The following is a 15,968-nucleotide window of genomic DNA, read 5'->3' as shown; positions in this document are numbered from 1 at the left end:
CCCCAAGCATGGTCTATGAAGGTTTCATGACAATGACAAGGCACATCGCGCCATTGCAGGCTGCGTTGGCCGCGAATTGTATCTAGAATCGCGCCTTTAGGTTGGATTTGGCCGCATCGCGATCCAAGCGCGAGAAAGCGCGCTGCGCGGGCGCGAAGCGTTATGCGCAGCAGGAATTCATTCCGATCGCCGCGGCAACACCTGCTTCAGGAGCGGCTCGATCGGCGACAGCTCATCGAGATGAACCGCAGACAGTTCGGCGAGATGATCGGCCGCGAGGCCGGTTAGCTTCAGCCGCACCCGCCGCTGGTCGGCGGGGTCAAATTTCCGCAACGCGCAATCCCCGCTGCCAAATCATCGCCAGCGCATCCCAGAGCTTCACCGGCGATGGTTGACAGCATCAAGGGCTCACCCATGATGCCCGCAACCAAGAACAGCCCGGGATGAAACGCCATGACCTCGACCCCAGACCTCGTGATCCGCGGCGGCAACATCGCCGACGGCAAGGGCGGCGATCTCTATGAAGCCGATGTCGCGATCTCAGGCGGCAAGATCACCGAAGTCGGCAAGGTCTCCGCAAAGGGCAAGGAAGAGATCGACGCCCGCGGCAGACTGGTGGCGCCAGGCTCCGTTGACGTCCACACCCATTACGACGGCCAGGTGACCTGGAGCCAGGACATCACGCCGTCGTCGCAGAACGGCGTCACCACCGCGATCATGGGCAATTGCGGCGTCGGCTTCGCACCGTGCCGGCCGAGCGATCACGGCAGGCTGATCCAGCTGATGGAAGGCGTCGAGGACATTCCGGAGCCGGTGCTCTCCGCCGGCATTCCCTGGGCGTGGGAAAGCTTCCCCGACTACATGGAATGGCTGTCGAAGCGTAGCTTCGACATGGACATCGGTGCGCAGCTGCCGCACGCGGCGCTGCGCGTCTATGTGATGGGCGAGCGCGGCGCGCGCCGCGATCCCGCCACGCCCGAGGACAACCAGGCGATGGCGGCGCTCGCCGGCGACGCGGTGCGATCCGGCGCGCTGGGCTTCTCGACCTCGCGCACGCTCAATCACCGCACCTCGACCGGCGACTACACGCCGACCTTGAAGGCAGGCGAGGATGAATTGACCGCGATCGCCGGCGCGATGCACGGCGTCGGCCGCAGCGTGCTGCAATTCGTGCTCGATCAGAGCACCGTCCACGAAGACCTGCCGATGATGCTGCGGGTCGCCGAGAACACGAGGTGCCCGATCTCGTTCTCCGTCGCTCAGGCCGACAAGGCGCCGCGGCGCTGGCGGCAGACCATGGACACCATCAATGAAGCCGCCGCCCGCGGCCTGTCGATCACGACCCAGATCGCCGCGCGCCCCGTCGGGCTGCTGCTTGGGCTGGAATTGTCGCGCAACCCGTTCCAGACCCATCCGAGCTATCGCGAAATCGCCAGGCTGCCGCTGGCCGAGCAGCTGACGCATCTGCGCCGTCCCGAGGTGCGCGCCGCGATCCTGAGCGAGAGCGCGACGGCAACCGATGACCCGCTGTTCTTCCGGCCCAACTACGACAAGATGTATCTTTTGGGTAATCCGCCGGACTATGAGCAGCCGCCGGAGAACGCGCTCGGCCCGCAGGCGCGCCGCCAGGGCCGCCAGCCGGAAGAGCTCGCCTACGACGCGATGCTCACCGACGAGGGCCGCGGCATGCTCTATGTGCCGTTCCTGAATTATGCCGACGGCAATCTCGATGCCGTGCATGAGATGCTGCGCGAACCGAGTGCCGTGCCCGGCCTGTCCGACGGCGGCGCGCATTGCGGCATCATCTGCGATGCCAGCTTCCCGACCTATCTCTTGACGCACTGGACGCGCGACCGCAGCCGCGGCGAGAAGCTCTCGATCCCGTTCGTGATCGCGGCGCAGTCGCGCAAAACCGCGCTGTCGGTCGGGCTCACTGATCGCGGCGTGATCGCGCCGGGCTTCAAGGCCGATGTCAACGTAATCGACTACGACAGGCTGCACCTGCATCCGCCGAAGGTGCATTACGACCTTCCGGTCGGCGGCCGCCGCCTCCTGCAACAGGTCGACGGCTACGACGCGACTATCGTCTCCGGCGTGGTGACCCAGCGCGAAGGCAAGGCCACCGGCGCACGGCCGGGCAGGCTGGTTCGCGGCGCGCAGGGGATGAATTGAGATAGACACACCCTCCCCTGGAGGGGGAGGGTCGGCTCACATTGAGCGCAGCGAAATGTGAGACGGGGTGGGGTGACCTCTCAACACGGGCAGTGCCCGAATGGAGAGATCACCCCACCCCGCTGTGCATTCCGCTTCGCTACATGCTCAGCGACCCTCCCCCTCCAGGGGAGGGTGGAAGCCGCGTCCCTTACGTCGGCGACATCGCGCCCTTGATCGTGCCCGCCGGCTGCGACGTGCCGGTCAGCCGCGCACGCTCGGTGTTGGGCCACAGCAGCAGCAATCCGAGCAGGCCGGAGCCGGCCATGATCGCGGCGTTGATGGTGAAGCCGCTCATGTAGCCGGCCATCGGCGTGGCGGCGTGCTGGATCACACTGCCCATCACCATCGGCGCCATGATGCCCGAGATGGTGTACAGCGCGCCATAGATCGCGATGATCGCGCCACGCTGCGACACCGGCGTGAACTCGCCGAGCATCGGCGGGCACACCACATAGATCGAGCCGCACAGGCCGGAGCCGATCACCAGCAGTGCGATCATCAGCGCGCCCGGCGGCGCATAGGGCAGCGCAGCGAGGATGCAGCCACCGACGATCAAAGGCACCGAGCCGAGCACGCCGCGCGCGCCGCGGGTGGTGAAGCCACGCGCCAGCATCAGCTGCGAGATCCAGCCGGTCAGGAGCACGATCGTCGCACCGAAGATCCAGGGCAGGATCGAGACGAAGCCGGCCTGCTGCTGCGAGAAGCCGAGTCCCTCGATGATGAAGGAGGTGAACCAGGTCAGTCCCAACGACAACGCCCAATAGGCGCCGAAGGTCGCGACCACGCAGCCGACGAAGGTGCGCGACGTCAGCAGCTTCCAGTAGGGAATCCGTGGTTCGTCGGCAACAACGGCAGCCGTCGACACCAGCGGCCCTTCCTTGCCGAGCGCGAACCAGGCGACGGTCCAGAGCAGGCCGACGATGCCGAGCGCGCCGAAGGCGTGATGCCAGCTGTGATTGACGATGATCCAGTTCAGCGCGGGCACCGCGAGGATCACGCCAAACGCCGAACCCTGCGACAGGATCGCGGTCGGCAGCGTGCGCTTCTCGTCCGGAAACCATTTGTAGATCGCGTGCGCGGCGACCGAGAAGGCCGGTCCCTCGCCGGCGCCGAGGATGATGCGGCAGATCGTGAGCGTGGTGAGGCTGACGGTGCCGATCATCGGAAATTGCGTCAGCGACCAGATCACCGCCAGGATCAGCAGCACCCAACGCGTGTCGACGCGGTTGACGATGAAGCCGACCACGATCGCCGAGATCGAGAACAGATAGAAGAAGGATGAGCCGAGATCGCCGAACTGCTCCGGGGTGAGACCCATCTCCTTCCGGATCGGCACGCCGGCAAGCCCGACCACGATCTTGTCCGCAAAGTTCACCACCATGTACAGGAACAGAAGGAAGGTGATTTGCCAGGCGCCTTTGGGCGTCCCCTTCGACATCCCCGTTGACATCCCCTTGGGCGTCGGTTGCGTCGTCATGTCTGGCTCCCCGTCGTTTCGTTTTTCGGCTCGTAAGATCGGCCCCGCCGGGATGCTAGCCACGCCTCGCCGCGCAACGCAACCCGCATTTCCTCGGGTTCTGTGGCCGGCGCGACACGATGGCCGGGCAAGCGCGCCCCGATCACGATCGCGTCGTCGCGGCCAGTGAAGCGGTGATCTGTCATGGGCCGGCTGCTATGCTTAGCGGCAACCAAAAGCCGAGGTTATTGAAGGTTGGGTTATTTCATGAACAGATCGATCCTTCGCGCGGCCGCCTGCGCTGCGCTTATGTCCGCCACGCTGCTCGCGGTGCCTGAAGTCCGCGCCGAGGACGCCGCCGGTCCCGACTACGCGGCGATCGTTGCCGCGCCCGATCGCAGCGATGCGGATCGCCAGGTCGACCAGCGCCGCCAGCCGGCCAAGATGCTGGCCTTTGCCGGCGTCAAGCCCGGCATGACCATTCTCGACATGGCGGCGAGCGCCGGCTACAGCACCGAACTCTTGGCGCGCACCGTCGCCCCTTCGGGCAAGGTCTACGCGCAGGATTCGGCGACCGTGCTCGAGCGCTTCGTCAAGGACAAGTTCGACACCCGCGCCAAGGCGCCGGCGATGAAGAACGTGGTCCATGTGGTGCGCGACTATGATGATCCGATCCCGCCCGAGGTCAGCAACCTCGACATGATCACCTTGTTCTTTTTCTATCACGACATCAGCTATCTGCCGGTCGATCGCGCCGCGATGAACAAGAAGATGTTCGCCGCGCTCAAACCCGGCGGCTTCCTCGTGATCGCGGACCACTCGGCCAAGGCGGGCGAAGGCGTAAGCGTCGCCAAGACGCTGCACCGGATCGAGGAGAGCACCCTGAAGCAGGAGATCGAGGCGGCCGGCTTCAAGCTGGTGGCCGAGGCCGATTTCCTGCATCATGCAGAGGACCCGAAGGACATTCCCGTCTTCAAGGCGCCGGTGCCGATCGACGAGTTCGTCCTGAAATACCAGAAGCCTTGAATGAGGCACGGCCATCGCTTCATCTGACCAGACCGCCGCGGTGCTTCGCGTCACCGGCCTGACCAAGAGTTACCGCTTTGCCGGTGAAGACGTCGCAGTGCTGCGCGGCGTCGATCTCACTGTCACGACCGGCGAGAGCGTGGCGCTGTCAGGCGAATCCGGCAGCGGCAAGAGCACGCTGCTGCATCTGATCGCGGGGCTGGACGCCGCCGACAGCGGCGAGATCAGGCTTGCCGATATCACGGTCTCCGCTCTCAACGATGCCGGCCGCGCCGAGCTGCGCCGCGACCGGCTCGGCCTTGTGTTCCAGCAGTTCAACCTGATCCCGAGCCTGACGGTTGCGGACAATCTCGTGTTCCAGTCCCGCATCGCCGGCCGGCACGATGCCGCCTGGAATGACGAACTGGTCGAGCGGCTCGGGCTCAAGCCGCTGCTGAAGCGCTATCCCGAGCAATTGTCCGGCGGCCAGCAGCAACGCGTCGCGATCGGCCGCGCGCTGGCGCCGAAGCCGCTGCTGCTGCTCGCCGACGAGCCGACCGGCAATCTCGACGAGGACACCGCCGACGAGGTGCTGCGACTGGCACGCGATCTGGTCGCTCGCACCGGCTGCGGCTTCCTGATGGTCACCCACAGCGCGCGGCTCGCCGCGACGCTCGACCGCCAGGTCACCCTGCATGCCGGGGTCATCGCATGAGGCGGGCGCTCTGGATCCTCGCCGTGCTGCTCAGCCATTGGCGGCGGCATCCGATGCAGCTTGCGACGCTGCTGATCGGGCTGATCTCGGCCACCGCGCTGTGGAGCGGCGTGCAGGCGCTGAACCAGCAGGCCCGCATCGCCTATGACCGCGCCGCCGCGACCTTCGGCGGCTCGCGCACCGCCATGCTGGTGAGCCGCGACAGCGCGACCTTCCCGCAACAACTGTTCGTCGATCTGCGCCGCGCCGGTTGGCCGGTGTCGCCGACACTGGAGGGCCGGGTCCAGATCGACGGGCGCAGCTTCCGCCTGCTCGGCGTCGAGCCGGTGACGCTGCCGTCCGAGGTGGGCAACGCGCCGGCGGTCGGGCGCGGCAGCCTGCTATCCTTCGTCACGCCGCCCGGCGAGATGCTGGTTGCGGGCGAGACGCTGCGCGATCTCGGCCTCAAGGAGGGCGAACGGCCGCAGGCCAACGGCACGAGCTTGCCGCCGCTGCGCGTGCAGGCGGAGCTCGCACCCGGCGCGCTCGTCGTCGATATCGGCATCGCGCAGGAGATCCTGAAGATGCCCGGCCAGGTGTCGCGCCTGCTGGTCGGCAAGTCCAAAGCACCGCATGCAACGCTGGAAAGCGTTGCAGGCGAAAAACTCCGCCTGGTCGAGCCGAGCGCCGAGAGCGACCTCGAACGGCTGACCGACAGTTTCCATCTCAACCTCACCGCATTCGGCCTGCTGTCGTTCTTCGTCGGCCTGTTCATCGTCAACTCCGCGATCGGCCTCGCCTTCGAGCAGCGGCTGCCGATGCTACGCACCTTGCGCGCCTGCGGCGTCTCGGCGCGGCTGCTCAACACCGTGCTGGTGATCGAGCTGGTGTCGCTGGCGCTGGTCGCCGGCCTGATTGGCCTGGTCTGCGGCTATTTCATTGCGGCAGCCTTGCTGCCCGATGTCGCGGCCTCTCTGCGCGGGCTCTATGGCGCGCAGATCCCGGGACAGCTTTCGCTCAAGCCCGCCTGGTGGTTCGCCGGCATCGCCATCAGCATCCTGGGCGCGCTCGCAGCCGCCGCCGCGAGCCTTGCCAAGGCGATCCGGATACCGGTGCTGGCGACGGCGCAGCCGCAGGCCTGGCAGCAGGCACAACGGCGCTGGCTGATGTTCCAGAGTGCCGCGGCGCTCGCGGTATTTGCGGTGGCGGCGGCTCTCATTCAGTTCGGCGATTCCCTGATCGCGGGCTTTGCGGTATTGGCCGCGCTGATGCTCGGCGCGGCGCTGATTTTGCCGATGGTGCTACAGATCGCGCTCGCGTTCGGCCAGCGCAGCGCGCGGGCGCCGGTCGGCATCTGGTTCTGGGCCGACAGCCGCCAGCAGCTCTCAGGCCTGTCGCTGGCGCTGATGGCGCTGTTGCTCGCGCTCGCGGTCAATATCGGCGTCAGCACCATGGTGGAAAGTTTCAGCCGCACCTTCCTGGTGTGGCTCGACGGCCGCCTCGCCGCCGACGTCTACATCAGCGCCGCCAGCGATCAGCAGGCGAAAGAGATCAAGGCGTGGCTGCGCGATCGGCCCGAAGTCGAGGCGATCCTGCCCGGCGGCCGCGCCGATACACAATTCGGCGGCGCGCCGATCGAGGTGCTCGGCCTGCCCGACCACGTCACCTATCGCGACAACTGGCCATTGCTGGAAAGCGCGGCAAATGCCTGGGTGCGCTTGCGTCCCGGCGACACTTGTCTGATCAGCGAGCAGCTGTCGCGGCGGATGAAGCTTGCGATTGGTGATCATATCAAGGTGCCTGCCCCGGGCGGCAACTGGCCGCTCGAGATCGTCGGCATCTATGCCGATTACGGCAACCCCAAAAGCCAGATCGCGGTCAACTTCGCCGCGCTGACCCGGCGCTTTCCGCTGACGCCGCAGACCCGGATCGGGCTGCGCGTCGCGCCCGATCATATCGCGCCGCTGATCACGGCGCTGCAGCAGAAGTTCGGCCTCGACGACCGCAGTATCGCCGACCAGGCGACGATGAAGCGGGAATCCAGGCGGGTGTTCAACCGCACCTTCTCGGTGACCGCGGCGCTCAACGCCTTCACGCTCGGCGTCGCCGGCATCGCGCTCCTGACCAGCCTGCTCACGCTGGCCAATTCGCGGCTGCCGCAGCTTGCGCCATTGTGGGCGATCGGCCTGACGCGGCGGCGGCTCGCGGCGCTCGAACTGTTGAAGACCATGGCGGTCGCATTGATCACCGCGCTGTTCGCGCTGCCGCTCGGCCTTCTGGTCGCCTGGTGCCTGCTTGCGATCGTCAATGTAAAGGCGTTCGGCTGGCGGCTGCCGTTCCACGTCTTCCCGTTGCAGCTGATCGAGCTGCTCGCGGTGGCGCTCGCCGCCGCGTTCTGTGCAGCGGCGCTGCCGGTCGCTAGACTGGCGCGCATGCAGCCGGCCAGCCTGATCAGGATCTTCGTCAATGAGCGCTGACTGCGAAGGGACGGAGTTATACTACGGCCACGCAGGGATTGCGTTCCCTCTCCCGCTTGCGGGGGAGGGTCAGGGTGGGGGTATCTCCACGAGTCACATGTCGGAAAGAGCCCCCACCCGCCGCGCTGCGCGCGGCGACCTCCCCCGCAAGCGCGAGAGGTGAAGTGAGGTTGCGGATGCGCCGGTCCATACGACATACGGTCGCCGCTCGCGCGATCATCACTCGCCGCGCCTTTGCCGGCGGCGCGCTGGCGCTTGCGCTCGGCGGCAAGAGCCGTGCGCAGGGCTTTGCCGGGCTCGGCGAGAATGCCGAAGGTTTTGCCGCCGTCACGCTGGGCAAGCCATTCGCATTCCCAATCGATCACGGCCCGCATCCGGAGTTCCGGATCGAATGGTGGTACGTGACGGCGAATCTCGCCGGCGCGAATGGTGCAGCCTATGGCGCGCAATGGACGCTGTTCCGCCAGGCGATGAAGCCGGGCGGCCCCAGCGAGGGCTGGGCCAACCAACAGGTCTGGATGGGCCACGCCGCCGTGATCACCGCCACCACGCATCGTTTCAGCGAGACGTTTGCGCGCGGCGGCATCGGTCAGGCCGGTGTCGAAGCCACGCCGTTCCGTGCCTGGGTCGACGCCTGGGAGATGCACGGGCTCGACCCATTCGATGCGCAGCGCGTCGCGCCGCTCGAGCTGAAGGCTTCGGCTGCCGACTTCAGCACCGCGCTCCGCCTCGACGCCAATCGCCCGCTGGTGCTGCAGGGCGACCACGGCTACAGCCGCAAGTCGGATCGCGGACAGGCCTCCTATTACTACAGCCAGCCGTTCTACCAGGCGTCCGGCCGCATCGTGATCGACGATAGCGCGGTCGACGTCACGGGCATGGCCTGGATGGATCGCGAATGGAGCAGCCAGCCATTGGCGGCGGACCAGACCGGCTGGGACTGGTTCTCGCTGCATCTGCCCGGCGACGAGAAACTGATGCTGTACCGGCTGCGCCAGAAGGACGGCCGCGAGAACCTGTTCGGCAACTGGTTCACGCCGGACGGCCGCTCGGCCGCGATCGCCGGCCCCGGCAACAACATCACGCCGATTGCGATCACCGAGATCGACGGCCGCAAGCTGCCGACGTCATGGCGCGTCGCCCTTCCGGCGCGCGGCCTTGCCATCGAGACCACGCCGGTCAATCCGAAGGCCTGGATGGGGACCAGCTTCCCCTATTGGGAAGGCCCGATCCGCTTTGCAGGCAGCCATGCGGGAATCGGCTATCTTGAGATGACCGGGTACTGAAACGCCGACAGAAGATCGACGCGCCCAAAATCGTCCAGCCTGTCACACCGGTCGCTGCCGCCCCGTCATGACATCGGGGCCAATGAAACAAGAGGACACGCCCGACATGTACCACTACACGGCCATCGTCACCTGCCTTGCCGTCGCGTTCTATTTCTACACTTCGATCGAGGTTTCGCGCGCCCGCGTCGCCTATGGCGTCAAGCTGCCGGCGATCTCGGGCCATCCGGATTTCGAGCGCGTGTTCCGCATCCAAATGAACACGCTGGAATGGATGCCGATCTTCCTGCCGTCGCTGTGGCTGTTCGCGATCTATGTCGGCGATGCCGCGGCGGCCGCGCTCGGCGCGCTCTGGGTGATCGGCCGCATCGTCTACTTCATCGGCTATCGCGAGGCGGTGACAAAGCGCAGCCGGGGTTTTGCCATTCAGGCCACCGCGTGCATCATCCTGTGGATCGGCGCGCTCGGCGGCGCGGTGTGGCGGCTGGTGCATTGAAGGCGCGATCGCGCCACACACGCCGCTGTCGTCCCGGGCTTGACCCGGGACCCATAACCATGGGGTCGAGTTTTGCGATGGCTGGGGCCCCAGCGCGGCAGAATAGCTAACATCGGTGGTTATGGATCCCGGCTTTCGCCGGGACGACACCGATATTTGTTGCCCTAGCTAGGCGTCACTTGGTCAGCGGGCAGCCGCTGTCCTTGGCGGTGAAGAACGCCTTGTCGCCCGACACCACGGCGAGCTGCTTGTAATAGTCCCACGGCTTCTTCGATTCCGAGGGTTTCTTGACCTCGAACAGATACATGTCATGCACCATGCGTCCGTTCGCGAGCACCTTGCCCTGCGCGAAGGCGTCGTCGACCGGCAGCTCCTTCAGCTTCTTCGTCACCGCATCGGAGTCCTTCGTGCCGGCGGCCTTGACCGCCTTGAGATAGCTCAACGTTGCTGAATAGGTACCCGCCTGGATCATGTTCGGCATCCGTCCGGTGCGCTTGAAGAAGCGTTCGGAAAAGCCGCGCGTCTTGTCATCGCGATCCCAGTAGAAGCCCTCGGTCAGCACCAGGCCCTGTGCGGTCTCAAGCCCGAGACCGTGCACGTCCGAAAGCACCATGAGTAGACCGGCGAGCTTTTGACCGCCCTTCACGATGCCGAATTCGGCCGCCTGCTTGATCGAATTGACCGTGTCGAGACCGGCATTGGCGAGCCCGATGACTTTGGCCTTCGAGCTCTGTGCCTGCAGCAGGAAAGAGGAGAAGTCCGACGAATTGAGCGGCACGCGAACGGAGCCCAATACCTTACCGCCGCTCTCCTTCACGATCTCGCTGGTGTCTTTTTCCAGCGCATAGCCGAAGGCATAGTCGGCGGTGAGGAAGAACCAGCTGTCGCCGCCCGCCTTCACCAGTGCGCTGCCGGTACCGACGGCTAGCGCACGGGTGTCAAACGCCCAATGGAAGCCATAGGGCGTGCAGGCATCGCCGGTGATGCGCGAGGTCGCCGCGCCCACCACGATGTCGATCTTCTTCTTCTCGTTGGACAGCTCCTGCACCGCGAGCGCGACCGAAGACGTCGTCAGCTCGGTGATCATGTCGACACCCTCGGTGTCGTACCAGCGCCGCGCGATCGCGGTCGCGAGGTCCGGCTTGTTCTGATGGTCGGCGGTGACGATCTCGATCTTCTGGCCCAGCACCTCGCCGCCGAAATCCTCGACCGCCATCCGCGCCGCCTCGAGCGAATACTTTCCGCCGTAGTCGGCGTAGACGCCCGACTGGTCGTTCAGGATGCCGATCTTGACACCTTGTGCCGACGCCGGCGCCGCAAGCATCAAGCTGCAAGCCGCGACCGCAGCCAAAAATCCCGACTTCATTTTTGTGCTCTCCCAGCAGTCTCTCATCAGGAAAAATCGGCGCGACATTATTTTATAACCCCGCGCCTGCCCATCTCTTTCCGCTCAGCCGTTAGTATGGGCTTGTCGACGCAAGTCCGCACAATATCTGCTCCGTCACCCTGAGGTGCGAGCCTTGCGGCGCAATTGCGCCGCTGGGCGAGCCTCGAAGGGTCGATGGCCCGGCTGGTGGCCGTGCATCCTTCGAGGCTCGCAAGGGCTCGCACCTCAGGATGACGGGGAAGGACTTGCTGCCGCGGTACGGCGAATGCCGCCGCTACCCCGCCATGTTCGCTGCGGGTTCCTTCGGCTTGCCCTCGTTCTTTCCTTCCGCGAGGTTGCGCACCACCATGTAGAAGATCGGCGTGAAGACGAGGCCGAACAAGGTGACGCCGAGCATGCCGAAGAACACGGCGACACCAACCGCCTGCCGCATCTCCGAGCCCGAGCCGGTCGACAGCACCAGCGGCAGCACGCCGAGGATGAAGGCGAACGACGTCATCAGGATCGGCCGCAGGCGGAGCCGGCAGGCCTCGATGACCGCCTCCAGCCGTGGCCGGCCCTCGAGCTCGATATCGCGCGCAAACTCGACGATCAGGATCGCGTTCTTGGCGGCGAGCCCCACCAGCACCACGAAGCCGATCTGGGTCAGGATGTTGACGTCCTGGCCCATGATGCGCACGCCGATGGTGGCCGCGAACAGGCACATCGGCACGATCAGGATCACCGCGAACGGCAGCGTCCAGCTGCCATATTGCGCGGCCAGCACCAGATAGACGAACAGCACGCAGACCGGGAACACGTAGAGGCCCGCATTGGCGCCGTTGATCTGCTGGTAGGACAGGTCGGTCCATTCGAACGAGAAGCCGCTCGGCAGGGTTTCGTCGGCGAGCTTCTTGATGGTGTTGAGCGCTGTCGTCGAGCTGACGCCCGGCGCCGGCTCACCCTGCAGTTCGGACGCCGAGTAGAGATTGTAGCGTGCGACACGGTCGGGTCCCGAGATGTCCTTGAAGTCCACGACGCTGCCGAGCATCACCATGTCGCCGGCACCGTTGCGGGTGCGTAGCCGCGAAAGATCGGTGGTCTCCTTGCGGAACGGCAGGTCAGCCTGCGCCGTGACGTGATAGGTGCGTCCGAACAGGTTGAAGTCGTTGACATAGGTCGAGCCGAAATAGGTCTCGATCGTGTCGGTGATGTTGGCGATGGGAACGCCGAGCTTCTGCGCCTTGACGCGATCGATATCGACGAACAGCTGCGGGGTGTTCGCAGAATACGGCGAGAACACCGATGTGAGGCTCGGCGACTTGCGCGCGGCCAACACCAGTTCGTCGGTCGCGGACGCCAGCAATTCGGGCCCGCGTCCCTGTCGATCCTGGACGCGGATGGTGAAACCACCGCCGGTGCCGATACCGGGCACGGCCGGCGGCGGAATGACGATGATGAAGGCGCCTTGGATCACCGACAGACGCTTGCGCAGGTCGGCCGTGATCGCGGTCGCCGTCTGTCCCTTCTTCAGGCGCGCCTCCGGCTCGTCGAACACCGGGAACAACGCCGCGGCATTACCCGCCTGCGTGCGCGTCGCGCCGGAGAAGCCGGCGAACGCCGCGACGCGAACGATGCCGGGCGTATCCAGCGCGATCCGCTCGATCTCGCGCACGACAGCCGTGGTCCGCGCCAGCGACGCGGCGCCCGGCAGCTGTGCCGAGATGATGACGTAGCCGCGATCCTGCGCCGGGATGAAGCCCTGCGAGGTGGTCGCGAGCAGCCAGCCGGCGCTGCCGATCAACACGAGGTAGATCGCGACCATCACCACCGTGTGCCGGATCACGAAGTCGGCAACCGCCGCATAGCCATGCGCCAGCCGGTCGAACACGCGGTTGAACAGCGCGGTGAAGCTGTCCCAGCCGCGCGCGATGATGTTCCAGCGCGCCGGCGGGCGCTTCTCCTCGTGCGGGACCAGGATCTGCGAGGCCAGCGCCGGCGACAGCGTCAGCGAGCAGAAGCAGGAGATCGCGGTCGCGACCGCGATCGTGACCGCGAATTGCTGGAAGAACTGCCCGGAGATGCCGCCGAGGAAGGCGGTCGGCACGAACACCGCGCACAGCACTAGCGCGATCGAGACCAGCGCGCCGCCGACCTCCTCCATGGTCTTGAGCGCGGCCTCGCGCCGGCTCATGCCGTGCTCGAGATGGCGTTCGACATTCTCGACCACCACGATGGCGTCGTCGACCACGATGCCGACCGCGAGAACCAGGCCGAACAAGGTCAGATTGTTGATCGAGAAGCCGAGCGCGGCCATCACCGCAAAGGTGCCGACCAGCGACACCGGGATCGCGATGATCGGGATGATCGCAGGCCGCCAGCCCTGCAGGAACACCAGCACCACGATGACGACGAGCGCCATCGCCTCGTAGATCGTCTTGATCAGCTCATGAACCGACTGGGCGATGAACTCGGTCGGGTTGTAGCCGATGTTGTAGTCGAGCCCCTTCGGGAAACTCGCCTTCATGTGCTCCATCGTGTCGGAGATGCTCTTGGCAGTGGCGAGCGCGTTCGATCCCGGCCGCTGCGTCACCAGCAGGGCGACCGCCGATTTGCGCAGCAGGAAGCTGTTGGTCGCGTAGGACAGCGCACCGAGCTCGACACGGGCGACGTCGCGCAGGCGCACGGTACGGCCGTCGGAGCCGGCCTTCACCACGATGTCCTCGAACTGCCTGATGTCCTTGAGACGGCCGGTGAACACGAGATTCGGCTGGAAGGCGCGATCGGCGATCGGCGGCTCGGCGATCTGGCCGCCCGCGATCTGCAGGTTCTGCGCCCGGATCGCCGCCAGCACCTCGCCCGAGGTCAGGCCGAGATTGGCGATGCGGTCGGGATCGAGCCACAGCCGCATCGAGTAATCGCGCGCGCCGAACATCTGGATGTCGCCGACGCCGTCGAGCCGCAACAGCTGGTCACGGACCTGCAGCAGCGCGTAGTTGGAGATGTAGAGCTGGTCGAACGTGTCGTCGGGCGACAGCATGAACACGACCATCAGGATGTCGGGCGAGTTCTTGCGGGTGACGACGCCGTTGCGCTGGACTTCTTCAGGCAGCCGCGGCTGCGCGATCGCGACGCGGTTCTGCACCAGCACCTGGGCCTTGTCGAGGTCGGTGCCGAGCTTGAAGGTCGCGGTGATGGTGAGCTGGCCGTTCGAGGTCGCCTGGCTGTAGAGATAGAGCATGTCCTCGACGCCGTTGATCTCCTGCTCGATCGGAGCGGCGACGGTGTCGGACACGGTCTGCGCCGAGGCGCCCGGGTACTGCGTGGTCACCGTGACGGTCGGCGGCACGACCTGCGGATATTCCGAGACCGGCAGCGTCGGATAGGCAATCGCGCCGACGATCAGCAGCACGATCGACAGCACCATCGCGAGGATGGGCTGGTTGATGGAGAGCCTGCCGAGATTCATGGCTTGGCACCTGCCGCCGGCTTGTCTCCTGCCGGAGCCTGGGCCATTTTCGGCGTCACCTTGGCGCCGACGCGGGCGCGTTGCAGCCCGTCGACGATCACATGGTCCTCCGGCTTGAGGCCTTCGCGGATCACGCGCAGGCCCTCATCCAGCGGTCCGAGCGTGACCGTTCGTGCTTCCACCGTGTTGTCGTCCTTGACCACGAACACGATCTTGCGCGACTGGTCGGTGGCGATGGCGGTATCCGGGATCAGCAGCGCCTCATAGGGCGAGGAGCCGATCAGGCGGACGCGGCCGAACTGGCCGGGCAGGATCGAGAGGTCCTTGTTCGGGATCACCGCGCGGCTGCGCAGCGTTGCGGTGGAGACGTCGAGGCGGTTGTCGAGGAAGTCCATCTTGCCCTCATGCGAGGGCTTGGTCTCGCCGGTCAGGGTCACCTGCACCGGGTTCGCCGTATCGCGCGAGCTCGGCCGCCGGCCTTCGAACCACAGCTTGCTGTTGCGCTGATAGGTCGCCTCGTCGACGTCGAAATAGATGTAGATCGGATCGAGCGACACGATCGAGGTGAGCAGCGTCGCTCCGCTCTCGCTGCCCTGCACCAGATTGCCCGGCGTCACCAGATGCCGGCTGACGCGGCCGGCGATCGGCGCCAGCACATGGCTGAATTCGACGTTGAGCTGCGCGGCCTTCAGCGTACCCTCGGCCTGCGTTTCGGCAGCGCGCGCCGCCTGCAACGCCTGGCGGCGCTGGTCGACGACCTGCTCCGAGACCGCGCTGGTCTGCACCAGATTGAGCCCGCGCTCGAGATCGCGCTTGGCAAGCTCGCCCTTGGCACGCGCGTCCGCGAGCTGACCTTCGGCCTGCAGCACGACCGCCTCGAACGGTCGCGGATCGATGGTGTAAAGCAGATCGCCGGCGTGGACGATCGCACCATCCTTGAACTCGACACTGTTGACGAAGCCGCCGACGCGGGCGCGGACCTGAACCTCCTCGATCGCCTCGAAGCGGCCGGTGAATTCGTCCCAGTCGGTGACGGTGCGCTTGACCGGCTGCGCGACGGTCACGGGCGGCGCCGGAGGCGCGGCCTGCGATTGCGCGCTCTTGTCGTCGCAGCCGCCGAGCGTCAGCGTGGCCAACAGCCCAATCGGCGCGAGGCCGCGCCAGCACGCCCTGACGAATCCCTGGCGGCGAAGCGAATGACGCTCGACGCCGGTCACCGGAGCCGGACGCTCCGTTCTGTCAATCGAACTCAATTCCTTACTCCCCCGAAGACTACGAAGCACGCCGACCAAAGCAGGGCTACGAAAGTCGCAATTGAAACTTGCGGTGATTCAACACGGACTCACCACCGCAATGTCGCGGCAGCGGACGTCACAGATGTAGCCGCACCACAGTCTGTTCAAGATGGCCGCCGGATCAAGCAAATAGTTTCGTAGTCTGAAAGCCTTACGACACGCGCGCGAAACCGGGACGACGAAAAGGGGCAGTTTGGCTGGCCTATCGAG

General features: G+C 65.9%; 11 protein-coding genes. 6 read left to right on the top strand and 5 right to left on the bottom strand.

The genetic code is table 11. The features are described 5' to 3' along the window. Nucleotides 1–177: 177 nt before the first annotated feature. Nucleotides 178–333, bottom strand: a complete 156-nt coding sequence (locus AAFG07_RS02745) for a hypothetical protein (protein WP_342725909.1) — start codon at nucleotides 331–333, stop codon at nucleotides 178–180. Nucleotides 334–453: 120 nt separating this feature from the next. On the opposite strand from AAFG07_RS02745, the gene AAFG07_RS02740 reads away from it, so the two are divergent. Beyond that, a complete protein-coding gene (locus tag AAFG07_RS02740; protein WP_342725908.1) occupies nucleotides 454–2,172 on the top strand; it encodes an amidohydrolase family protein in 1,719 nt (572 codons plus the stop codon). A 190-nt stretch (nucleotides 2,173–2,362) separates the two neighbouring features. On the opposite strand, the gene AAFG07_RS02735 is transcribed toward AAFG07_RS02740, so the two are convergent. Then, on the bottom strand, nucleotides 2,363–3,691 hold the full coding sequence (locus tag AAFG07_RS02735) for an MFS transporter (RefSeq protein ID WP_342725907.1): 1,329 nt from the start codon (nucleotides 3,689–3,691) through the stop codon (nucleotides 2,363–2,365). Between the two features lie 246 nt (nucleotides 3,692–3,937). Here AAFG07_RS02735 and AAFG07_RS02730 point away from each other — a divergent pair, with 246 nt between their 5' ends. The 5 genes from AAFG07_RS02730 (at nucleotide 3,938) to AAFG07_RS02710 (ending at nucleotide 9,628) form a co-directional block, all read left to right on the top strand. Further along, nucleotides 3,938–4,696 (top strand): class I SAM-dependent methyltransferase, encoded by a 759-nt coding sequence (locus AAFG07_RS02730; protein ID WP_342725906.1) that lies wholly within the window; start codon nucleotides 3,938–3,940, stop codon nucleotides 4,694–4,696. 40 nt (nucleotides 4,697–4,736) lie between these two features. Beyond that, the gene (locus AAFG07_RS02725; RefSeq protein WP_342725905.1) at nucleotides 4,737–5,390 is read left to right on the top strand and encodes an ABC transporter ATP-binding protein; all 654 of its coding nucleotides are present in this window, start codon (nucleotides 4,737–4,739) and stop codon (nucleotides 5,388–5,390) included. Continuing rightward, entirely contained in the window at nucleotides 5,387–7,846 is a 2,460-nt protein-coding gene (locus AAFG07_RS02720) for an ABC transporter permease (RefSeq protein WP_342725903.1), read from the top strand. Before AAFG07_RS02725 ends, AAFG07_RS02720 begins: the two co-directional genes overlap by 4 nt. 176 nt (nucleotides 7,847–8,022) lie before the next feature. Further along, a complete protein-coding gene (locus AAFG07_RS02715) occupies nucleotides 8,023–9,132 on the top strand; it encodes a lipocalin-like domain-containing protein (RefSeq protein WP_342725902.1) in 1,110 nt (369 codons plus the stop codon). 106 nt (nucleotides 9,133–9,238) lie between these two features. Then, nucleotides 9,239–9,628 carry an MAPEG family protein gene (locus AAFG07_RS02710; protein WP_342729440.1) on the top strand — a complete coding sequence of 130 codons (390 nt, stop codon included), beginning with the start codon at nucleotides 9,239–9,241 and terminating at the stop codon, nucleotides 9,626–9,628. Between the two features lie 175 nt (nucleotides 9,629–9,803). On the opposite strand, the gene AAFG07_RS02705 is transcribed toward AAFG07_RS02710, so the two are convergent. The 3 genes from AAFG07_RS02705 to AAFG07_RS02695 form a co-directional block, all read right to left on the bottom strand. Continuing rightward, the gene (locus AAFG07_RS02705; protein ID WP_342725901.1) at nucleotides 9,804–10,994 is read right to left on the bottom strand and encodes an ABC transporter substrate-binding protein; all 1,191 of its coding nucleotides are present in this window, start codon (nucleotides 10,992–10,994) and stop codon (nucleotides 9,804–9,806) included. 295 nt (nucleotides 10,995–11,289) lie between these two features. Beyond that, complete coding sequence (locus AAFG07_RS02700) at nucleotides 11,290–14,463, bottom strand: multidrug efflux RND transporter permease subunit (protein WP_342725900.1); 3,174 nt, start codon at nucleotides 14,461–14,463, stop codon at nucleotides 11,290–11,292. Further along, entirely contained in the window at nucleotides 14,460–15,608 is a 1,149-nt protein-coding gene (locus tag AAFG07_RS02695) for an efflux RND transporter periplasmic adaptor subunit (protein ID WP_342729439.1), read from the bottom strand. The genes AAFG07_RS02700 and AAFG07_RS02695 overlap by 4 nt, the downstream gene beginning before the upstream one ends. Between the last annotated feature and the right edge of the window lie 360 nt (nucleotides 15,609–15,968).

Origin of the sequence: Bradyrhizobium sp. B097 (assembly GCF_038957035.1) — a bacterium.
In the GTDB taxonomy this organism is placed as follows: Bacteria; Pseudomonadota; Alphaproteobacteria; order Rhizobiales; family Xanthobacteraceae; genus Bradyrhizobium.
This window is presented reverse-complemented; position numbering and strand designations above follow the sequence as displayed.